This is a genomic window from Bradyrhizobium sp. A5, assembly GCF_042076515.1.
Classification (GTDB): domain Bacteria; phylum Pseudomonadota; class Alphaproteobacteria; order Rhizobiales; family Xanthobacteraceae; genus Bradyrhizobium; species Bradyrhizobium cosmicum.
Genome location: NZ_CP148990.1, coordinates 351,638 through 373,208, shown reverse-complemented (window position 1 = coordinate 373,208; position 21,571 = coordinate 351,638). Strand labels below are relative to the sequence as shown.

Sequence of the window (21,571 nt, the reverse complement as noted above, 5' to 3'; positions counted from 1 at the left end):
GATCGGTCCGATGGCATCAAGCATTCGCGTGCGCGCAACATCCAACGGCGACATCACCGAGGTGCAGGCGCTGATCCAGCATCCCATGGACACCGGCTTCGTCAAGGACGCCAAGGGCGAACTGATCCCAGCGCATTTCATCCAGGAGCTGAAGTTCGAATGTAACGGCAAGGACGTCTTCGTCGCCGATTGGGGCACCGCGGTCTCCAAGGACCCCTACGTCAAGTTCAGCTTCAAGGGCGCCAGGAAGGGCGACGACCTCAAGATCAGCTGGACCGACAACAAGGGCGGGTCGGATACGATCACCGCGAAGATCGCGTGATGAAGGCCCGCATCGCCCTCGTGCTCGGCTCGGTGAGCGCCGCGCTGGTCGCGCTCACCCTCGCCTCGCCGCGCGTGATCGCGGCCGACAAGGTCGATCCCGCGGCCGACGCCAAGGTGTTCCAGAACTTCTTCTTCCAGAAATTCCCCGATGTGAAGCGCGAGGATTTCGTCAACGGTCCGTATTCGATGAACGCGGACATGAAGCGGCAGTGGCAGGAGAAGGAAGAATTCCCGCCTTACGAGTTCGCGCTCGACGCCGGCAAGGAAATGTTCGCGACGCCGTTCAAGAACGGCAAGAGCTACGCCGACTGCTTCCCGAACGGCGGCATCGGCATTCGCCAGAACTATCCCTATTTCGACGAGAAGGAAGGCAAGGTCGTCACGCTGGAGCTCGCGCTCAACCGCTGCCGCGAGGCCAATGGCGAGGCGCCCTATTCCTACGTCAAGGACGAGATGGCCTCGCTGACCGCCTACATGGCTTTCACTTCACGCGGCAAGCCGATGGACATCAGAATTCCCGACGATCCCCGCGCGCTCGCGGCGTTCGAGAACGGCAAGCGCTATTTCTACACGCGGCGCGGTCAGATGAACTTCTCCTGCGCGAGCTGCCATGTGCAGAGCCCGGGCGAGCGCATCCGCGCCGAGATCCTGGCGCCCGCCCTCGGCATTCTGAACGCGATGCCGATCTATCGCTCCGAATGGAGCGGCATGGGCACGACCAGCCGCCGCTTCGTCACCTGCAACAGCCAGACCCGCGCGGTTCCGCTGGAGCCGCAGGCGGACGAATATCGCGACGTCGAATACTTCCTCTCCTACGTCGCCAACGGCCTGCCGATCTCGGGGCCGGGAGCACGGCCATGAAGCGGTCACTTCCCCTCGCCATGTTGCTCGCCTTGAGCCTCGCGCCTGCCGCGAGCGCGGCAAACGAGGCGGATTACAAAGCGGCCTATGCTGCTGCCGAAGCCGCCTCCAGGGAGGCGGCCGGCATGCGCAACCAGTGGACCGTGACCGTATCGGCGCTGGCGGCGGCGAAGCGCGCCGCGGACGGCCGCGATTTCGACCGCGCGACGACCGCTGCGAAGGAGGCCGAGGCGCTGGCGAAGGCGTCGATCTTCCAGGCCATGTCTGAAAAAGAAGCGTGGAAGGCGATGGAAATCCGCTAAGCTCAGATCTTGTGGAACCGTCGAACTGCCGAGAAGAGGCGCGGAGAATCTGGGATGGCGATCCGCCGCCGCGATTTCCTTAAGAATGCAGGCATAGTCGCAGCATCGCTGAGCCTGCCGAGACCGGCGCGTAGCGCCGAGACCGCGAGCATTTACGACCTCGAACGGTTCGGCAATGCGCGCATCCTGCACACCACCGACACCCATGCGCAGCTCAACCCGGTTTATGTCCGCGAGCCCAGCGTCAATATCGGCGTCGGCGAGATGGCGGGCCGGCCGCCGCATCTGGTCGGCCGCGCCTTTCTGGAGCGGTTCGGGGTCCGGGCCGACAGTGCCGATGCCTATGCCTACACCTTCCTTGAGTTCGAGAAGTCAGCGGCGCGCTTCGGCAAGCTCGGCGGCTTCGCCCATCTGAAGACGCTGATCGATCGGCTGCGCGGCGACGCCGGCGAAGGACGTTCGCTGCTGGTTGACGGCGGCGATCTCTGGCAGGGCACGGGGCTTGCCAACATCATGCAGGGGCGCGACATGGTCGAGGTCGCCAACCTGCTCGGCATCGAGGCGATGACCGGGCATTGGGAATTCACCTATGGCGAGCAGGCGCTGCGCGACAATCTCGAGCGCTTCAAGGGCGAGTTTCTGGCGCAGAACGTCTTCCTGACCGAGGAAGCCGCGTTCAACGATGCCCCCGCCTTCGACAAGGCGAGCGGGCGCGTGTTCAAGCCGTCCGTGATCAGGGAGCTCGGCGGCCATCGCGTCGCGATCGTCGGCCAGGCTTTTCCCTACGTGCCGATCGCGCATCCCAAGCGGTTCACGCCGGACTGGACCTTTGGCATCCGCGAGGAGGAGCTGCAGAAGCACGTCGATGCCTTGCGCGGCAACGGCAAGGTCGATGCCGTCATCCTGCTGTCGCACAATGGCATGGATGTCGACCTCAAGCTCGCAAGCCGCGTCTCCGGCATCGACGTCATCCTCGGCGGCCATACCCATGACGCGATCCCGCAGCCGGTCGCGGTGAAGAACGCGGGTGGTACGACGCTCGTGACCAATGCCGGCTCCAACGGGAAGTTCTTGGGAGTGCTCGATCTCGCACTCGACAAGGGCAAGGTCAGCGACGTCAGATATCGTCTGCTGCCGGTCTATTCCGAGCTGCTGAAACCCGATCCTGCCATGGCCGAGTTGATCGGTCGGGTCCGCGCGCCGCACATGGCCGACTGGTCGGACAGGATCGCAACGCCTGACCGCCTGCTCTATCGCCGCGACAATTTCGCCGGCCCCATCGACGAGCTGATCTGCGCCGCGCTGCGCACCGAGCTCGACGCCGAGATCGCGCTGTCGCCGGGCTTCCGCTGGGGCGTCACCGCGCTGCCAGGCCAACCGCTGACGATGGAGGATTTGCTCGCGGAGACCGCGATCACCTATCCCGAGACCTATGTGCAGGAGATGACCGGCGCAGAGATCAAGGACGTGCTGGAAGACATCTGCGACAATCTCTTCAATGCCGATCCCTATTACCAGCAAGGCGGCGACATGGTGCGCGCCGGCGGGCTCGGCTACACCTGCACGCCGAATGCCGCTATCGGCAGCCGCATCTCCGATGTGAGGCTCAACGGCGGCAAGGCGCTGAGCGCAAGCCATCGCTACAAGGTCGCGGGCTGGGCCTCGGTGAACGGCCAGCAGGGCGCGCCGGTATGGGACGTGGTGGCCAAATATCTGCGCTCGGGCCGGATGTTTCAGGAGCGGCTCGGCTCAGGCGTCACGCTGAAGGGCGTCGACGGCAATCCGGGCATCGCAGGATAGTGTTAGGGCGGTCGGCGCTGCCGGCGCGACACCCTCCGCTGTCGTCCCTGCCTCGTGCGCAATTGCGCACGGGGCGCAGGGACCACAGTGAATCTGTGGACCGGCCATCCCCCACCCCTTCCTCCGGAATAAAATCTTCCAAATTTTTCCGTCTACACAGTGAATTACTTCTCTTTATAATCGCCAGCGTAGTAGGATTTCGAAATCAGTTTCACGCCGGGCCTTGCCATGATCTTCCGCCAGCTCTTCGACAGCGTTTCGGGCACCTACAGTTACGTCCTCGCCAGCCGCCCCGGCGGCGAGGCGCTGATCCTCGATCCTGTGCTGGAGAAGGTCGACCGCTATTGCCAGCTGCTGCGCGAGCTCGACCTCAAGCTGGTGAAGGCGGTCGATACCCATCTGCACGCCGATCACGTCACCGGCCTCGGCGAGCTGCGCGACCGCACCCATTGCATGACCGTGATGGGCGACCAGACCAAGGCCGACGTGGTGGCGATGCGGGTTGCTGACGGCGACAAGGTGACCATCGAGGGCCTGTCGCTCGACGTGATGTACACGCCGGGCCACACCGACGATTCCTATTCCTACCTGATGGGCGACCGCGTCTTCACCGGCGACACGCTGCTGATCCGCGGCACCGGCCGCACCGATTTCCAGAACGGCTCGTCGCGTGCGCAATACGATTCGATCTTCAACCGCCTGCTCAGGCTGCCGGACGAGACCATGGTGTTCCCGGCGCATGACTACAAGGGCGACACCGTCTCCACCATCGGCGAGGAGCGTCGCTACAATCCGCGCCTCCAGGTGCGCTCGGTCGATGAATATATCGAGCTGATGGCCAATTTGAAGCTGCCCAATCCGAAGATGATGGACGTGGCGGTGCCCGCCAACATGCATGTCGGCCTGCATCAGGAGGAGCTGGAGAAGGAGGGCCGCGCGCTGAGCGCGGTCGAGGCGATCCGCGTCCTCGGCCGGCCCGATATCCTGCTGGTCGATCTGCGCGAGAGCAACGAGCGGATGAAGCACGGCATGCTCGAGGGCGCGCTGCACACGCCCTATCCGAGCGTCGAGGAAAGTCTGAAGCCCGGCGGCATGCTGCGCGAGGTCGCGGCCGCCACCGGCCGCCGCGTGGTGTTCTTCTGCGCCTTCGGCGAGCGCTCGGCGATGGCGGTGGCCGCAGCGAAGCAAGCCGGATTGTCCAACACGGCGCACATCGCCGGCGGCATCGACGCCTGGAAGAAGGCGGGCGGACCGATCGTGCACGGCTGAGGGCCAGCCGAGGCTTGAGATAAGTCAGGAACCGCACATATTTTGCGCGTAGAAGCGGATGACGCATCACCATCCGGGAACGACAATGGCCAAGACCGCCAAACCAAGCGAGCCGCCAAAGACAGTCGACGACAAGGCGAAAAAGCCTCCGCCGCCGCGCGCGACCGACGACGACGATTACGAAGACGGCGATATCGCCACACCGAAGCACGATAGATACGGCGCTGATGACGAGCCATTGTGAGGGGTTGCGGGATTGATCCGACGCTAGTGCCACACTCTCCGCTGTCCCACCCGCGCTACCTGCCATGCGCCTGCGTTCATGGACAAATAACCGCTGTCCCCGATAGTTTGCGCTCCCATCGGGAGTGAAACGGAACTGCAATGGTCGATGTTCTCGCTGCACCGCAGCAAGGCAAGGCGGACAGCGCGCTGCGCACGCTGACCGGGATTTCGATCGCGCATTGGGTCAGCCATTTCCATCTGCTGGTCCTGCCGATGCTGTTTCCGTTCCTGAAGGGTCAACTCGGCGTCGGCTATGTCGAGCTCGGGTTTGCGCTCACGGTCTCCGCGGTCGTGTCCGGGCTGACGCAGGCGCCCACCGGCTATCTCGTCGACCATTTCGGCGCGCGCCGGATCCTGCTGGGCGGACTGACGCTGGGAGGGCTCGCGCTGATCCTGCTCGGGCTGCATCTGAGTTACGCTTCGCTGATCGCCTGCGCCGTGCTGCTTGGCCTTGCCAACAGCGTCTACCACCCCGCCGATTACGCCATCCTGGCAGAGCACATGGATGAGGCGCGGATGGGCCGCGCGTTCTCGATCCACACGTTCGCCGGCTATCTCGGCGGCGCGGTTGCGCCGGCGATCGTTGCTGCACTCGTCACCGTGTCCGGCGGCACAGGTGCGCTGATCGCGGCGGGTGCGATCGGCGTGCTGGTGGCGCTGCTGCTCGTGACGATGAGCATCCCCGATGCCGGCGCGCACAAGACAAAGCCCGGCAGCGAGCGCACGCCGAAGCAGGCGGTGATCACGCCGGCGCTGATCACGCTCACCGTGCTGTTCACGCTGCTCAGCCTGTCGGTTGCCGGCATCAACAATTTCGGCGTGGTGGCGCTGATGAGCGGTTATGGCGCGTCCTACTCCGCCGCCAACGTCGCGCTGACCGCGTTCCTCGCCTCGAGCGCCGTCGGCGTGCTCGCGGGCGGCTTCCTTGCCGACCACACCGAGCGCCACGGCTATGTCGCCGCCGCCTGCTTTGCCGCCAACGCGGCAATCGTGCTGCTGATCGCGCTGGTCACACTGCCGGGCTGGGCGCTGACCGCAACGATGGCAACCGCAGGATTTCTCTCCGGCGTGATCGCGCCCTCGCGCGACATGCTAGTGCGCAACGCCGCGCCTCCCGGCGCCGCCGGCCGCGCCTTCGGCATCGTCTCCACCGGCTTCAATCTCGGCGGCATCGTCAGCCCGCTGCTGTTCGGCTGGATCATGGACCAGAGCGCGCCGCACTGGGTGTTCGGGGCGTCGGTGATCTTCATGCTGGCGACGGTGGTGCTGTCGCCGTTCACGGAGCGGAAGCCGGCGAAGGCAAATTGAGCCGTTGGTATCGCTACGAATTCAACTGTCGTCCCTGCGAACGCACGGACCCATAACCACAGGGAGAAGTAATAAGGCAAGACTGGTAGCCCTGAGTCTTCGCAAAATTACTCCCTGTGGCTATGGGGCCCGGATCTGCGCTCCGCTTCGCTGCGCTTGTCCGGGACGACGAAAAGAAACAACAAAACAAAACGGGAAGAAACACCATGAGCACCCCTGATCTCGTGATCCGCGGCGGCACCGTTGCGGATGGAAGCGGCGGCGAGTTGTTCGAGGCCGACATTGCCATCACCGGCGGCAGGATCAGCGAGGTCGGTAAGGTTTCGGCCAAGGGCAAAGAAGAAATCGACGCGCGCGGCAAGCTGGTGACGCCAGGCTTCGTCGACGTGCACACCCATTACGACGGCCAGGTGACTTGGAGCCAGGACATCACGCCGTCGTCTCAGAACGGCGTCACCACCGCGATCATGGGCAATTGCGGCGTTGGTTTTGCGCCCTGCAAGCCCGCCGACCACACCCGCCTGATCCAGCTCATGGAAGGCGTCGAGGACATTCCCGAGCCGGTGCTGAGCGCGGGCATTCCATGGGCGTGGGAAAGCTTCCCCGACTACATGAACTGGCTTTCGAAGCGCGATTTCGACATCGACGTCGGCGCGCAGCTGCCGCACGCGGCGCTGCGGGTCTATGTGATGGGCGAGCGCGGCGCGCGCCGCGATCCCTCCACTGCCGAGGACAACGCGGCGATGGCAAAACTCGCGGGCGAAGCGGTGCGTTCCGGCGCGCTCGGCTTCTCGACCTCGCGCACGCTCAACCACCGCACCTCGACTGGCGACTTCACGCCGACGCTGAAGGCGGGCGAAGACGAGCTCACGGCGATTGCGGGTGCGATGCACAGCCAAGGCCGCAGCGTGCTGCAATTCGTGCTCGATCTCTCCACCATCCACGAAGATCTGCCGATGATGCTGAGGGTGGCCGACGCCACGAAGTGCCCGATCTCGTTCTCGATCACGCAGAACGACAAGGCGCCCAACCGTTGGCGCCAGACGCTGGACGAGATCAACGCGGCGGCCAAGCGCGGCCTCTCCATCACCGCGCAGATCGCGGCGCGGCCCGTGGGCTTGCTGCTCGGACTCGAGCTGTCGCGCAACCCGTTCCAGACCCATCCGAGCTACAAGGCGATCGCGCATCTGCCGCTGCAGGAACGGCTGGCACGGCTGCATCAATCCGAGGTCCGCAAGGCGATCCTCAGCGAGACAGCGACCGCGACCGACGATCCGCTGTTCTTCCGGCCCAACTACGACAAGATGTTCCTGCTCGGCGATCCCCCCGACTACGAGCAGCCTCCGGAGAGCGCGCTGGGTCCGCAGGCGCGCCAGCAGGGCCGGCAGCCGGAAGAGCTGGCCTATGACGCCATGCTGTCGGACGACGGCAAGGGCATGCTCTACGTGCCGTTCCTCAACTACGCCGACGGCAATCTCGATGCGACGCGCGAGATGCTGATCGATCCGCAATCGGTGCCGGGCCTGTCCGACGGCGGCGCACATTGCGGCATCATCTGCGATGCCAGCTTCCCGACCTATCTGCTGACGCACTGGACGCGTGACCGCAAGCGCGGCGAGAAGCTCTCGATCCCGTTCGTGGTGGCCGCGCAGTCGCGCAAGACCGCGCTGTCGGTCGGCCTCACCGATCGCGGGCTTCTTGCCCCGGGCTACAAGGCCGACGTCAACGTCATCGACTACGACCGGCTGCATTTGCATCCGCCGAAGGTGCATTACGATCTGCCCGTCGGCGGGCGGCGGCTGTTGCAGGATGTCGACGGCTACGAGGCGACGATCGTGTCGGGCGTGGTGACGCGGCGGCAGGGTGAGGCGACGGGACGCCGGCCGGGGAAGCTGATTCGGGGCGCGCAGGGGATGCAGTAGGGAAGGCTGCCGCTTACCCTCCCCTGGAGGGGGAGGGTTGGCTCACATGGAGCGCAGCGAAATGTGAGACGGGGTGGGGTGACAGTCTCTCCACCTCAAACGTTGCCCGCGTGGAGAGATCACCCCACCCCGCTCGCGCTGCGCGCGATCGACCCTCCCCCTCCAGGGTAGGGGAATCGCATATGACGCTAACGGCGTGTTGCAAAGGGGTTGGAACTGGATTCTTTGGGTGTCTCTCGCTTCCCGAGGGAGACCGGAATGCGCAAACTCAGGCGCCTGCTTCGACCGCTTAAGGATCCTCGCGCCGACAACACACGGCACGATCTGGCCGAGATTCTCATCATCGCTTTGGCGGCAACGCTGGCTGGCGCCAAGACCTGTACCGAGTTCGAGTTCTTCGGCAGAGGCCGAGAGGAGCTGTTGCGAGGGTTCCTGGAGCTTCGACACGGCATTCCCAGCCACGATACGTTCAGCACGGTTTTCCGCGCGCTGGACCCGAAGGGGCTGGAAGCGGTTTTGCGTAAGTTCAGCAAGGGCTTCGGCATCAAGGGCGTGGTCAGTATTGACGGGAAGGCCTTGCGAGGAGCCTTCACACGTGGCCGGCGGGCCATGCCGCTGCATATGGTCAATGTCTGGGCGGCAGGCACACGCATGGCGCTGGCTCAGAGCAAGGCCCCCAATCGCAACGAGGTTGCCGGCGTTCTCAAAGTCCTCGCTCTGCTCGATCTGGACGGCGCTCTTGTCACCGCCGACGCCTTGCATTGCCGGCCCGACACGGCGCAGGCCATACGCAAGCGGAAGGGCCACTACGTGTTGGCCATCAAGAGCAATCGCGGTCGGCTCTTCAAAGCCGCGAAGGCGCTCATCGACACCGCCCGAAAGCCCACGCGAGCGAGCCAGCGGAGGACATCCGCCCACGGCCGCACGGAGCGCCGGCAGGCCATCGTTACCCCGGCACCGCAATTGGCGGAGCAATTCGGCTTCCCCGCCATCGCCGCCGTTGGCCGCATCGACAGTTGGAGAGCCAATACCGGCAAAGCCGCCAAGCACACGGCACGATACTTTCTGGCATCGCGTCCGCTCCCGGCCAAGAAGCTGCTTGAGGTCGTGCGCGCCCATTGGGGCATCGAGAACAACTTGCACTGGGTTCTCGACGTTCTGTTCGATGAGGACGCATGCCGTAGCCGCAAGGGCCATGCTGCCGAGAACCTCGCAGCTATCCGCAAACTCGCCATCAACACATTGCAGGCGACACCAGGCCCTGTGCGCACAAGCCACAAAATGCTCGAAGCCAGATGGAATAACGATTTCCTTCTCCGCGCCCTTACCCATATGCGATAGCCCTACCCTCCAGGGGAGGGTAAAAGCGCATCTTACGTCGGTGACACCGCACCCTTCAGTGCCGCCGGCTGCGCCGCCGCACCGCGTGTCAGCCTGGCCTTCTCCGTGTTCGGCCACAGCAGCAGCAGGCCGATCACACCGGAGCCGACCATCACCACCGCGTTGATGGTGAAGCCGGTCATGTAGCCGTCGATCATGTTGCCGGCGCGCTGGATCACGGTACCCATGACGCTCGGTGCGATGATGCCCGAGAGCGTGTAGAGCGCGCCGTAGATCGCGATGACCGCGCCGCGCTGCGACGACGGCGTGAATTCGCCGAGCATCGGCGGGCAGACGACGTAGATCGCGCCGCACAGTCCCGAGCCGACGACAAGCAGCGCGATCTGCAAGCCCGCACCCTGCGCATGCGGCATCATCGCCAGGATCAGGCCGCCGAGGATCAGCGGCACTGAGCCGAGCACGCCGCGCGAGATGCGCGTGGTGTAGCCGCGCGCCGTCATCACCTGCGAGATCCAGCCGGTGAGGATGACGATGGTGGCGCCGAACACCCAGGGCAGGATCGAGACGAAGCCGGCCTGGCTCTGCGAGAATCCGAGGCCCTTGACGATGAACGGCGTGAACCAGGTGAGACCGAGCGACAGCGCCCAATAGGCGCCGAAGGTCGCGATCACGCAGCCGAGGAAGGTGCGCGAGGTCAGCAGCTGGACATAGGGGATTTTTGGCTCGTTGGCCGCGAAGGCCTGCGTGTCCTCCAGCGGGCCTTCCTTGCCGAACGTCAGCCAGGCGCAGACCCAGATCAGGCCGACCACGCCGAGCGCGCCAAAGGCGTAGTGCCAGGAGTGATTGACGATGACCCAATTCAGCGCCGGCACGGCCAGGATGACGCCGAAGGCCGAGCCCTGCGACAGGATCGCGGTCGGCAGCGTGCGCTTCTCGTCCGGGAACCATTTGTAGATCGCGTGCGCGGCGACCGAGAAGGCCGGGCCTTCGCCCGCGCCCAGCACGATGCGGCAGATCAGCAGCGTGGTGAAGGAGACGGTGCCGACCATCGGGAACTGCGCCAGCGCCCAGATCACCGCCAGCGTCAGCAGCACCCAGCGCGTCGGAACCTTATTGACGATGAAGCCGACCACGATGGCCGAGATCGAGAACAGGAAGAAGAACGACGAGCCGAGCAGGCCGAATTGCTCGGCGTCGAGCTTCAAGTCGGTCATGATCGGCACGCCGGCGAGACCGACGACGATCTTGTCGGCGAAGTTCACGACCATGAAGAGAAAGAGGAGAAACGTGACGGTCCAGGCGCCCTTCGGCGTTGGCTTTGCCAAACCCTTGGATATCCCTGCCGTCTTACCCGCCGCGGACGGCGTTCCCTGAGCGCTCATTATTCTCCCCGTATTTCTTTTTGGCACTTTTATGATTTGGCCGTTGTCGAAGCTAACAACGGCTTGAACGGCAACGCAACCCCGGCATTTCCGCAGCAGGTGTGCTACGCAGCATTTCCGCTAATTCCGTCCGGCGCCATTGATCGTGCTGAGCATCCGAAATCTCTCAAAGACGTTCGCCTCGGCCGACGAGCCGGTCCATGTGCTGCGTGGCATCGACCTCGATCTCAGGGCGGGCGAACGCGTCGCACTCACCGGCGAATCCGGCAGCGGCAAGAGCACGCTGCTGCACCTGATCGCCGGGCTGGACGCCGCCGATGGCGGCACGATCCGGCTCGAGGACATCGAGGTCACGGAGCTCTCCGATGCAGGTCGCGCAAAGCTCCGGCGCGACCGGATCGGCCTGGTCTTTCAGCAGTTCAATCTCATCCCCAGCCTGTCGGTCGCGGACAATCTCGCCTTCCAGGCGCGGATCGCCGGCCGGCACGATGCGGCCTGGTCCAAGGAGCTGACCGAGCGGCTCGGGCTCGGAAATCTGCTCAAGCGTTATCCCGAACAATTATCAGGCGGCCAGCAGCAACGGGTCGCAATCGGCCGGGCGCTGGCGATCAAACCCTCGCTGCTGCTGGCGGACGAGCCGACCGGCAATCTGGACGAGGACACCGCCGAGGACGTGCTGGCGCTGACGCGCGACCTCGTCGCGCGCACCGGCTGCGGCTTCCTGATGGTGACGCACAGCCTGCATCTGGCCGGCACGCTCGATCGCCATCTCACCCTGCATGCAGGACGGATCGCATGAGGCGCGCGCTGTGGGTGCTCGCGGTGCTCCTGAGCCATTGGCGGCGGCACAAGATGCAGTTCGCGACGCTCCTGATCGGGTTGATCGCCGCGACCGCGTTGTGGAGCGGCGTGCAGGCGATCAACCAGCAGGCCCGCAATGCCTATGACCGTGCCGCCGCAACCTTCGGCGGCGTACGCACCGCGATGCTGGTCGCGCCTGACGCGGCGACCTTTCCTCAGGACCTTTTCGTCAAGCTCCGCCGCGCGGGCTGGCCGGTCTCGCCGGTGCTGGAGGGACGGGTCCAGGTCAACGGCCGCCCGGTGCGGCTGCTCGGCATCGAGCCGGTGACGCTGCCGGCCGATGTCGGCAATGCGCCGCGCCTGGGCGCAGCGGATTTGAACAGCTTCGTCGCCCCACCCGGCCAGACGCTGGTGGCAAAGGAGACGCTGAGCGATCTACAGGCGCAGGAAGGCGCAGCGCTGCCGATCAGCAACGGCGCAAAGCTGCCGCCGCTGCGCGTGCTGCCGCAGCTCGTGCCCGACGTGCTCGTGGTCGACATCGGCGTGGCGCAGCTTCTGCTGAACAAGCCGGACCAGGTGTCGCGGCTTCTGATCGGCAAGCCGAAGGGCAAGCCCGCGCCGCTTCAAGACGTCGTCGGCGAGGCGTTGCAGCGGGTCGAACCGAACGCGGAGACGGAACTCGAGCGTCTCACCGATAGCTTTCACCTGAACCTCACCGCCTTCGGTCTGCTGTCGTTCTTCGTCGGACTGTTCATCGTCAACTCCGCCGTCGGACTTGCCTTCGAGCAGCGGCTGCCGATGCTGCGCACGTTGCGGGCCTGCGGCGCGTCGGCGCGACTGGTCAACACGGTGCTGGTGGTCGAGCTGGTCGCGCTGGCGCTGGTCGCCGGCCTGATCGGGCTGGTCTGCGGATATTTCATCGCGGCGGCGCTGCTGCCGGATGTGGCGGCATCGCTGCGCGGGCTCTATGGCGCGCAGATCCCGGGGCAACTCACGCTGCAGCCCGAATGGTGGTTTGCCGGCATCGGCATCAGCGTCGCCGGTGCGATCGTCGCGGCGGCGACCAGCCTGATCAAGGCAATCAGGATGCCGGTGCTGGCGACCGCGCAACCGTACGCCTGGCAGCAGCGGCAGCGCCGCTGGCTGATCCTGCAGAGCTTCGCGGCCTGCGCGGTGTTCGCGGTCGCGCTGCTGCTGCTTCACTACGGGCAATCGCTGATCGCGGGCTTTGGCGTGCTGGCGGCGCTGATGCTCGGCGCGGCGCTGATCCTGCCGGCCTTCCTCGAGATCATCCTGCTCACTGGCCAGCGCACCGCGCGCGGGCCGCTTTCGTTGTGGTTCTGGGCGGACAGCCGTCAACAGCTCTCGGGATTGTCGCTCGCGCTGATGGCGCTACTGCTCGCGCTCTCCGTCAATGTCGGAGTGTCCACCATGGTGGAAACCTTCAGCCGCACCTTCATCGGCTGGCTCAACGGGCGGCTCGCGGCCGACGTCTACATCAGCGCCTCCGACAATGCGCAAGGCGTTGCGATCCGCAACTGGCTGAAGCAGCGCAGCGAGGTTCAGGCCATCCTGTCAGGCGGCCGCGCCGAGACGCAGCTGAAGGGTCAGCCGGTGGAATTGCTCGGCCTGCCCGATCATGCGCTCTATCGCGAACGCTGGCCGCTGCTGGAGACTGCGCCGCGCGCCTGGAGCCAGCTGGTGCCTGGCAATGCCGCCTTCATCAGCGAACAGTTGAGCCGGCGGCTGAATGTGCGCGTCGGCGACGTCATCGAGGTGCCAACGCCCGGCGGGAGCTGGGAGCTCGACATCGCCGGCATCTATGCCGATTACGGCAATCCCAGGGGACAGCTGACCGTGAACGTCGCGGCCCTGATCCGACATTTCCCGCAGACGCCGCAGACGCGGATCGGGCTGATTGTCGCCAGGGAGAATATCTCCGGCCTGATCGCGGCGTTGCAAAAGCAGTTCGCGCTCGACGATCGCAGCGTCGCAGACCAGGCGACGGTGAAGGCGGAATCGATCCGGATCTTCAACCGCACCTTTGCGGTGACATCGGCGCTGAACGCGTTCACGCTCGGCGTCGCCGGCATTGCGCTCCTGACCAGCCTGCTGACGCTGGCGAATTCGCGGCTGCCGCAGCTCGCGCCGCTGTGGGCGATCGGCATCACCCGGCCGCGCCTTGCCGCGATCGAGCTGACCAAGACGCTGTCGGTTGCGCTGTTCACCTCGCTGCTGGCCGTGCCGCTCGGGCTGCTGGTGGCGTGGTGCCTGATCGCGATCGTCAATGTGAAGGCGTTCGGCTGGCGGCTGCCGTTCCATGTGTTCCCGCTGCAACTGGTCGAGCTGGTCGCTGTTGCGCTGTTCGCATCGTTGATTGCCGCACTGCTGCCGATGATCCGGCTGGCGCGGATGCAGCCGGCGAGCCTCGTCAAGGTGTTTGCCAATGAGCGCTGACAGGATTTCGCGGCGCGCCTTCGCCGGCGGCATTGCCGCGCTCTCCCTCGCACGACGTGCGGGCGCGCAAGGCTATGCCGGGCTCGGCGAGAGCGCCGATGGCTTTGCGAAGGTGGCGCCGGGAAGGACTTTCACCTTCCCCGCCGATCACGGCCCGCATCCAGAATCTCGCATCGAATGGTGGTATCTCACGGCGAATCTGGTCGACAGCAGCGATGCGGCGTGCGGCCTGCAATGGACGCTGTTCCGCCAGGCGGCGCAGCCGGGGCCGCAAGGCGAAGGCTGGGCCAATCAGCAGATCTGGATGGCGCATGCCGCGGTCACGCGCGCGGATACCCACCGTTTCAACGAAGCCTTTTCGCGCGGCGGGGTCGGGCAGGCCGGCGTCACGGCAAAGCCGTTCGCGGCGTGGATCGACGATTGGGAGATGAAGGGTTTTGAGCGCACCGACGATCGCACCCTGTCGCCACTCACACTGAAAGCCGCCGGCACCGACTTCAGCTACGCGCTCACGTTGGAGGCCGATCGTCCGGTCGTCTTGCAGGGCGACCAGGGCTACAGCCGCAAGTCCGAGCGCGGGCAAGCCTCCTACTATTACAGCCAGCCGTTCTACCGCGCGCGCGGCACGCTCACCATCGACGACAAGGCGGTCGATGTGTCAGGTAAGGCCTGGATGGACCGCGAATGGAGCAGCCAGCCGCTCGATGCCGACCAGACCGGCTGGGACTGGCTGTCGCTGCATCTTTCATCCGGCGACAAGCTGATGCTGTACCGGCTGCGCCAGAAGGACGGCAGGGATTATCCGTTCGGCAACTGGATCAGTGCGTCGGGCAACACGCAGATGATTGCCGGCGGCGATATCCAGATGACACCGAAGGCGACCGCGGACGTCGCGGGACGCAAGCTGCCGGTGGAATGGCAGATCGCGATTCCCTCGCGCGCCTTCTCGGTCTCCTGCAAGCCGCTCAACCCAAAAGCCTGGATGGGGACCGGCTTCTCCTATTGGGAGGGGCCGATCAGCTTCGCCGGCACGCATGACGGCGTTGGCTATCTCGAGCTAACCGGCTATTGAGGCGCAACTCGTTTGAAGGGATTGGCAATGTATCATCTCACCGCTCTCGTCACGCTGCTGGCGATTGCATTTTATCTCTTCGTCTGCATCAACGTCTCGCGCGTGCGGGAAAAGACCGGCGTCAAGGTACCCGCGACGTCGGGTCATCCCGATTTCGAGCGCGCCTTCCGCATCCAGATGAACACGCTGGAATGGATGCCGGTCTTTCTGCCGGCGCTCTGGCTGTTCGCGATCTATATCGGCGACGCCATTGCGGCCGGGATCGGCGCGGTCTGGATCATCGGCCGCATCGTCTATTTCATCGGCTATTCGAAGGCGGCAGCCAAGCGCGGCCCCGGCTTTGCGATCCAGGGAATCGCGGCCCTTGCGCTGTGGGCGGGAGCGCTGGGCGCGGTGGTGCTGCGGCTGGTGTGAGGGTCGATACGCGCCCCACATTCCGCTGTCGTCCCGGACAAGCGCAGCGCAGATCGGGGACGACACCGAGGGTGTAGCGCGAGCGTTGGCTCACTTCGTCAGCGGGCAGCCGCTTTCCTTGGCGGTGAAGAAGGCCTTGTCGCCGGGGACGACCGCGAGCTGCTTGTAATAGTCCCAGGGCTTCTTCGACTCGGACGGCTTCTTGACCTCGAACAGATACATGTCGTGAACCATGCGGCCGTTCTCGAGCACCTTGCCGCCTTGCGCGAAATCGTCGTCGATCGGCAGCTCCTTCAGCTTCTTGGCAACCGCGTCCGGATCCTTGGTGCCGGCGGCCTTGACCGCCTTGAGATAGCTCAGCGTCGCCGAATAGGTGCCGGCCTGGATCATGTTCGGCATCCGCCCGGTGCGCTTGAGGAAGCGTTCGCCGAGATTGCGGGTGCGGTCGTTGACGTCCCAGTAATAGCCTTCGGTCAGCACGAGGCCCTGCGCGGCCTGCAAGCCGAGGCCGTTGACCTCGGCGAGCGTCATCAGGAGCCCGGCGAGCTTCTGGCCGCCGGCGACGATGCCGAACTCCGAGGCCTGCTTGATCGAGTTGGTGGTGTCGAGGCCGGCATTGGCGAGACCCACGATCTTCGCCTTGGAGCTCTGCGCCTGCAGCAGGAAGGAGGAGAAGTCCGAGGAGTTGAGCGGCACGCGCACCGAACCGACCACCTTGCCGCCATTGGCGGTGACGATCTCGCTGGTGTCCTTCTCCAGCGCGTAGCCGAAGGCATAGTCGGCGGTGAGGAAGAACCAGGTGTCGCCGCCGGCCTTGGTCAGCGCACCGCCGGTGCCGACACCGAGCGCGCGGGTGTCATAGGCCCAGTGGAAGCCGTAGGGCTGGCAGGCATCGCCGGTGAGGCGCGAGGTCGCGGCACCGACGACGATGTCGATCTTCTTCTTTTCCTTGGAGAGCTCGTGGATCGCGAGCGCGACCGAGGAGGTCGTCAGCTCCGTAATCATGTCGACGTTCTCGACGTCGTACCAGCGCCGCGCAATGGAGGTCGCAAGATCAGGCTTGTTCTGGTGGTCGGCCGTGACCAGCTCGACCTTCTGGCCCAATACCTCGCCGCCGAAATCCTCGATCGCCATCTTGGCGGCTTCCACCGACCATTTGCCGCCGTAATCGGCGTAGACGCCGGACTGGTCGTTGAGGATGCCGATCTTGACGCCTTGCGCCGTGGCCGGCGCCGCCAGCATCAGGGCCGAAATTGCGACAGCGGCCAAAAGTCCTGATTTCATGTGTTAGCTCCCAACAGTTTTCTGTTTTGAAATCGCGCGGATAGTAGTGAAGAACCCCGGCGCTGCCCATCCATTTCATGTTGATCGTTAGTATGGGATTCTGCGCACCAAACAACCGCTGTCGTCCCGGGGGCGCGCAGCGCGAGCCCGGGATCCATAGCCTCAGGGAGAAGTTTGGCGACGGCTCGGAGTTACGAGCTTCGCGCCAAACTTCTCCCTGTGGTTATGGATCCCCGCCTTCGCGGGGATGACACTGGCGATGCTGGAAAGCGGTCGGCTCCAACGACTACGCATCAGGCCGCCACCTTCGGCTTCCCCTCGTTCCGCCCCTCCGCCAGGTTCCGCACCATGACATAGAAGATCGGCGTGAACAGAAGACCGAACAGGGTGACGCCGATCATGCCGAAGAACACGGCGACGCCGACGGCTTGACGCATCTCCGAACCGGAACCAGACGAAATCACCAGCGGCAAGACGCCGAGGATGAAGGCGAACGACGTCATCAGGATCGGCCGCAGGCGCAGGCGGCAGGCGTCGATCACGGCCTCCAGCCGCGGCTTGCCTTCATTCTCGATGTCGCGTGCGAACTCGACGATCAGGATCGCGTTCTTCGCCGCAAGCCCCACCAGAACGACGAATCCGATCTGGGTGAGGATGTTGACGTCCTGCCCCATGATGCGCACGCCGATGGTGGCGGCGAGCAGGCACATCGGCACGATGAGGATCACCGCGAACGGCAGCGTCCAACTGCCATATTGCGCGGCGAGCACGAGATAGACGAACAGCACGCAGATCGGGAACACGTAGAGGCCGGCATTGCCTCCGGTGACCTGCTGATAGGACAGGTCAGTCCACTCGAAGGTGAAGCCACTCGGCAGGGTGTCGTCCGCGAGCTTCTTGATGGTGTCGAGCGCGGTGGTCGAGCTGGTGCCCGGCGCCGGCTCACCCTGCAGTTCGGAGGCCGCATAGAGATTGTAGCGCGCGACACGGTCGGGACCCGACATGTCCTTGAACTCGACCACGCTGCCGAGCATCACCATGTCGCCGGAAGCGTTGCGCGTGCGCAGGCGCGCAAGATCACTCGGTTCTTTTCGGAACGGGAAGTCCGCCTGCGCCGTGACGTGATAGGTGCGGCCGAACAGGTTGAAGTCGTTGACATAGGTCGATCCGAAATAGGTCTGGATGGTATCGTTGATGTTGGCGATCGGCACGCCGAGCTTCTGCGCCTTGATGCGGTCGATATCGACGAAGAGCTGCGGCGTGTTGGCCGAGAACGGCGAGAACACCGTCGGAGCGAGCAGCGAGGGCGATTTGCGCGCCGCGGCGACGAGCTCGTCGGTGGCCGCGGCGAGCAGCTCGGGCCCGCGACCCTGGCGGTCCTGGATGCGGATGGTGAAGCCGCCGCCGGTGCCGATGCCGGGCACGGCCGGCGGCGGAATCACGATGATGAAGGCGCCCTGGATCGCGGCCAGGCGCTTGCGCAGCTCCACAGTGATGGCGTTCGCGGACAATCCCTTCTTCATCCGGGCCTCGGGCTCGTCGAACACCGGAAACAGCGCCGCTGCGTTGCCGGCCTGCGTGCGCGTGGCGCCCGAGAAACCTGCGAAGGCAGCAACGCGGATGATGCCCGGCGTATCCAGCGATATTCGCTCGATCTCGCGTACGACCTCGGTGGTGCGCGCGAGCGAGGCTGCGCCCGGCAATTGCACCGATATGATGACGTAGCCGCGATCCTGCGCCGGAATGAAGCCCTGCGGCGTGGTCGCGATCAGCCAGCCGGCGCTGCCGATCAGCACGACGTAGGCCAGGATCATCACGACCGAATGCCGGATCACGAAATTGGCGACACCGGCATAGCCATGCGCGAGCCGGTCGAACACACGGTTGAAGGCGCCAGTGAAGGCGTTCCAGCCGCGCGCGATGAGATTCCAGGCGGCCGGCGGTTTCTTCTCCTCGTGCGGGACCAGAATCAGCGAGGCCAGCGCCGGCGACAGCGTCAGCGAGCAGAAGCAGGAGATCGCGGTCGCCACCGCAATGGTGACGGCGAACTGCTGGAAGAACTGACCAGAAATGCCCCCTATGAATGCGGTGGGCACGAACACCGCACACAGCACCAACGCGATCGAGACCAGCGCGCCGCCGACCTCCTCCATGGTCTTGAGCGCGGCATCACGCCGGCTCAGGCCGTGTTCGAGATGCCGTTCGACATTCTCGACCACCACGATGGCGTCGTCGACCACGATGCCGACGGCGAGAACGAGACCGAACAGGGTGAGATTGTTGATGGAGAAGCCGAGCGCCGCCATCACCGCAAACGTGCCGACCAGCGAGACGGGTATCGCGATGATCGGGATGATCGCGGGCCGCCATCCCTGCAGGAACACCAGCACCACGATGACCACGAGCAGCATGGCCTCGTAGATGGTCTTGATCAGTTCGTGGACGGACTGAGCGATGAACTCGGTCGGGTTGTAGCCAATATTGTAGTCGAGACCTTTGGGAAAGCTCCCCTTCAGCTTCGCCATGGTGTCGGAGATGTTCTTCGCGGTCGCGAGAGCATTCGATCCCGGCCGCTGCGTCACCAGCATGGCGACCGCCGACTTGCGCAGCAGAAAACTGTTGGTCGTGTATGAGAGAGCACCGAGCTCGATGCGGGCGACGTCGCGCAGGCGCACGGTGCGCCCGTCGGAGCCGGCCTTGATCAGGATGTCCTCGAACTGCTTCTGGTCCTTCAGGCGCCCTGTGAATGTGAGGTTCGGCTGGAAGGCGCGATCCGCAATCGGCGGCTCTGCGATCTGGCCCCCGGCGATCTGCACGTTCTGGGCGCGGATCGCGGCCAGCACCTCGGTCGAAGTGAGGCCGAGATTCGCGATGCGGTCAGGGTCGAGCCAGAGCCGCATCGAATAGTCGCGCGCGCCGAAGATCTGGATGTCGCCGACGCCGTCGATGCGCAGCAGCTGGTCGCGGACCTGGAGCAGCGCGTAGTTGGAGATGTACAGCTGGTCGAAGGTGTCGTCGGGCGAGAGCATGAACGCGACCATCAGGATGTCGGGCGAGTTCTTGCGGGTGACGACGCCGTTGCGCTGCACCTCGTCGGGCAGTTGCGGCTGCGCGATCGCGACGCGGTTCTGCACCAGCACCTGCGCCTTGTCGAGGTCGGTCCCGAGCTTGAAGGTGACGGTGATCGTCAACTGGCCGTTCGAGGTCGCCTGGCTGTAGAGATACAGCATGTCCTCGACGCCGTTGATCTGCTGCTCGATCGGAGCTGCGACCGTGTCGGACACGGTTTGCGCGGAAGCGCCGGGATATTGCGTGGTGACCACGACGGTCGGCGGCACCACCTGGGGATATTCGGAGACCGGCAGCGTGGTGTAGGCGAGCGCGCCGACGATCAGGAGCACGATCGACAGCACCATCGCCAGGATGGGCTGATTGATGGAGAGACGGCCCAGATTCATGACTTGTCACCAGGCTTGCCACCGGCTGGCGCTGTCTGCGGAGCAACCTTGGCGCCGACACGGGCGCGCTGGATTCCGTTGACGATGACGCGATCGTCCGGCTTCAGGCCTTCGCGGATCACCCGCAGGCCTTCGTCCAGCGGACCGAGCACCACGGGGCGCGCTTCGACGGTGTCATCAGGCTTGACCACGAACACGATCTTGCGGGACTGGTCGGTTGCGATCGCAGCGTCCGGAATCAGCAGAGCGTCATAGGGCGCGCTGCCGATCAGCCTGATACGGCCGAACTGACCGGGCAGGATCGACAGATCGGTGTTCTTGATCACGGCCCGGCTGCGCAGGGTTCCGGTCGAAACATCGAGGCGGTTGTCGAGGAAGTTGATGGAGCCTTCATGCGAAGACTTGGTCTCGCCGGCCAGCGTCACCTGCACCGGGTTCGCCGTATCGCGCGAGCTCGGGCGCCGGCCTTCGAACCAGAGCTTGCTGTATTTGATGAAGGTCGCTTCATCCATGTCGAAATAGACGTAGATCGGGTCGAGCGTCACGATCGAGGTCAGCAGCGTCGAAGAACCGTTGTCGCTGCCCTGCACGAGATTGCCGGGGCTGACGAGATGGCGGCCGACGCGGCCGGTGAGCGGTGCGGTGACATGCGTGAATTCGATGTTGAGCCTGGCGGCCTTCAGCACGCCCTCGGCCTGCGTCACTGCGGCATGCGCGGCTTGCAACGCCTGGCGGCGCTGATCGACGACCTGCTCGGAGACCGCACTCGTCTGGACCAGGTTGAGGCCGCGGTCGAGCTCGCGCTTGGCAAGCTCCACCTTGGCGCGCGCGTCGGAGAGCTGCCCCTCCGCCTGCTCCGCCACCGCCTCGAACGGACGCGGATCGATGACGTAGAGCAGATCGCCCTGATGCACGATCGCGCCGTCCTGGAATTCGACGGAGTTGACGAAGCCGCCGACGCGGGGGCGCACCTGCACTTCCTCAACCGCTTCGAAGCGGCCGGTGAACTCATCCCAATCGGTGACGGTGCGCTTGACCGGCTGGGCGACGGTCACCGGCGCGGGCGGCGGCGCGCCCGCCTGCGAGGTCGGCTGCCCGCATCCGGTGAGCGCGAACGCCACGGCGAGAAGGCCTGCGATGGCACTGTGCCGCGGCTGAACGAAATCGTGCTTTTTGACAAATCGCTCGCTTCCGTCCGGTCCAGTCATCCCAGGTCCTCGCATAAAAGCCGCCGAAATTGCAGGGTACGCGCGTACCCGCGGGCGCCACAAGATGGGTAACGACGATGAAC

Annotated in this window: 17 protein-coding genes; 13 read left to right on the top strand and 4 right to left on the bottom strand. The window is 64.9% G+C overall.

Annotation, left to right across the window (positions count from 1 at the left end):
* Positions 1 to 10: 10 nt before the first annotated feature.
* From soxZ to WHZ77_RS01640, 9 genes are all read left to right on the top strand, one after another.
* Entirely contained in the window at positions 11 to 322 is a 312-nt protein-coding gene (soxZ, locus tag WHZ77_RS01680; protein ID WP_375312107.1) for a thiosulfate oxidation carrier complex protein SoxZ, read from the top strand.
* Positions 322 to 1,185 (top strand): sulfur oxidation c-type cytochrome SoxA, encoded by an 864-nt coding sequence (soxA, locus tag WHZ77_RS01675; protein WP_375312106.1) that lies wholly within the window; start codon positions 322 to 324, stop codon positions 1,183 to 1,185. Before soxZ ends, soxA begins: the two co-directional genes overlap by 1 nt.
* Positions 1,182 to 1,487 carry a hypothetical protein gene (locus WHZ77_RS01670; protein WP_375312105.1) on the top strand — a complete coding sequence of 102 codons (306 nt, stop codon included), beginning with the start codon at positions 1,182 to 1,184 and terminating at the stop codon, positions 1,485 to 1,487. The genes soxA and WHZ77_RS01670 overlap by 4 nt, the downstream gene beginning before the upstream one ends.
* Positions 1,488 to 1,541: 54 nt before the next feature.
* Complete coding sequence (gene soxB / locus WHZ77_RS01665; RefSeq protein ID WP_375312104.1) at positions 1,542 to 3,287, top strand: thiosulfohydrolase SoxB; 1,746 nt, start codon at positions 1,542 to 1,544, stop codon at positions 3,285 to 3,287.
* A gap of 228 nt (positions 3,288 to 3,515) precedes the next feature.
* The gene (locus WHZ77_RS01660; protein WP_375312103.1) at positions 3,516 to 4,556 is read left to right on the top strand and encodes an MBL fold metallo-hydrolase; all 1,041 of its coding nucleotides are present in this window, start codon (positions 3,516 to 3,518) and stop codon (positions 4,554 to 4,556) included.
* An 85-nt stretch (positions 4,557 to 4,641) separates the two neighbouring features.
* Entirely contained in the window at positions 4,642 to 4,800 is a 159-nt protein-coding gene (locus WHZ77_RS01655; RefSeq protein ID WP_375312102.1) for a hypothetical protein, read from the top strand.
* Between the two features lie 140 nt (positions 4,801 to 4,940).
* Positions 4,941 to 6,149: an MFS transporter gene (locus WHZ77_RS01650; protein WP_375312101.1), complete on the top strand. Its 1,209-nt coding sequence runs from the start codon at positions 4,941 to 4,943 to the stop codon at positions 6,147 to 6,149.
* Between the two features lie 206 nt (positions 6,150 to 6,355).
* The gene (locus tag WHZ77_RS01645; RefSeq protein ID WP_375312100.1) at positions 6,356 to 8,071 is read left to right on the top strand and encodes an amidohydrolase family protein; all 1,716 of its coding nucleotides are present in this window, start codon (positions 6,356 to 6,358) and stop codon (positions 8,069 to 8,071) included.
* Between the two features lie 258 nt (positions 8,072 to 8,329).
* Positions 8,330 to 9,412, top strand: a complete 1,083-nt coding sequence (locus tag WHZ77_RS01640; RefSeq protein WP_375312099.1) for an ISAs1 family transposase — start codon at positions 8,330 to 8,332, stop codon at positions 9,410 to 9,412.
* A 32-nt stretch (positions 9,413 to 9,444) separates the two neighbouring features.
* On the opposite strand, the gene WHZ77_RS01635 is transcribed toward WHZ77_RS01640, so the two are convergent.
* Positions 9,445 to 10,794: an MFS transporter gene (locus WHZ77_RS01635; protein ID WP_375312098.1), complete on the bottom strand. Its 1,350-nt coding sequence runs from the start codon at positions 10,792 to 10,794 to the stop codon at positions 9,445 to 9,447.
* A 145-nt stretch (positions 10,795 to 10,939) separates the two neighbouring features.
* On the opposite strand from WHZ77_RS01635, the gene WHZ77_RS01630 reads away from it, so the two are divergent.
* Genes WHZ77_RS01630 through WHZ77_RS01615 form a run of 4 tightly spaced genes read left to right on the top strand, consistent with a single transcriptional unit; the run spans position 10,940 to position 15,538 of the window.
* Positions 10,940 to 11,593: an ABC transporter ATP-binding protein gene (locus tag WHZ77_RS01630; RefSeq protein WP_375312097.1), complete on the top strand. Its 654-nt coding sequence runs from the start codon at positions 10,940 to 10,942 to the stop codon at positions 11,591 to 11,593.
* Positions 11,590 to 14,052, top strand: coding sequence for an ABC transporter permease (locus tag WHZ77_RS01625; protein WP_375312096.1), 2,463 nt, complete (start codon positions 11,590 to 11,592; stop codon positions 14,050 to 14,052). The genes WHZ77_RS01630 and WHZ77_RS01625 overlap by 4 nt, the downstream gene beginning before the upstream one ends.
* Complete coding sequence (locus tag WHZ77_RS01620) at positions 14,042 to 15,124, top strand: lipocalin-like domain-containing protein (RefSeq protein ID WP_375312095.1); 1,083 nt, start codon at positions 14,042 to 14,044, stop codon at positions 15,122 to 15,124. The genes WHZ77_RS01625 and WHZ77_RS01620 overlap by 11 nt, the downstream gene beginning before the upstream one ends.
* 27 nt (positions 15,125 to 15,151) lie before the next feature.
* Complete coding sequence (locus WHZ77_RS01615) at positions 15,152 to 15,538, top strand: MAPEG family protein (RefSeq protein ID WP_375312094.1); 387 nt, start codon at positions 15,152 to 15,154, stop codon at positions 15,536 to 15,538.
* A 90-nt stretch (positions 15,539 to 15,628) separates the two neighbouring features.
* Here WHZ77_RS01615 and WHZ77_RS01610 read toward each other — a convergent pair whose 3' ends face one another.
* The 3 genes from WHZ77_RS01610 to WHZ77_RS01600 form a co-directional block, all read right to left on the bottom strand.
* The gene (locus WHZ77_RS01610; protein WP_375312093.1) at positions 15,629 to 16,822 is read right to left on the bottom strand and encodes an ABC transporter substrate-binding protein; all 1,194 of its coding nucleotides are present in this window, start codon (positions 16,820 to 16,822) and stop codon (positions 15,629 to 15,631) included.
* A gap of 293 nt (positions 16,823 to 17,115) precedes the next feature.
* Positions 17,116 to 20,280, bottom strand: a complete 3,165-nt coding sequence (locus tag WHZ77_RS01605; RefSeq protein ID WP_375312092.1) for an efflux RND transporter permease subunit — start codon at positions 20,278 to 20,280, stop codon at positions 17,116 to 17,118.
* Complete coding sequence (locus tag WHZ77_RS01600) at positions 20,277 to 21,488, bottom strand: efflux RND transporter periplasmic adaptor subunit (RefSeq protein WP_375312091.1); 1,212 nt, start codon at positions 21,486 to 21,488, stop codon at positions 20,277 to 20,279. Before WHZ77_RS01600 ends, WHZ77_RS01605 begins: the two co-directional genes overlap by 4 nt.
* Positions 21,489 to 21,571: the final 83 nt, after the last annotated feature.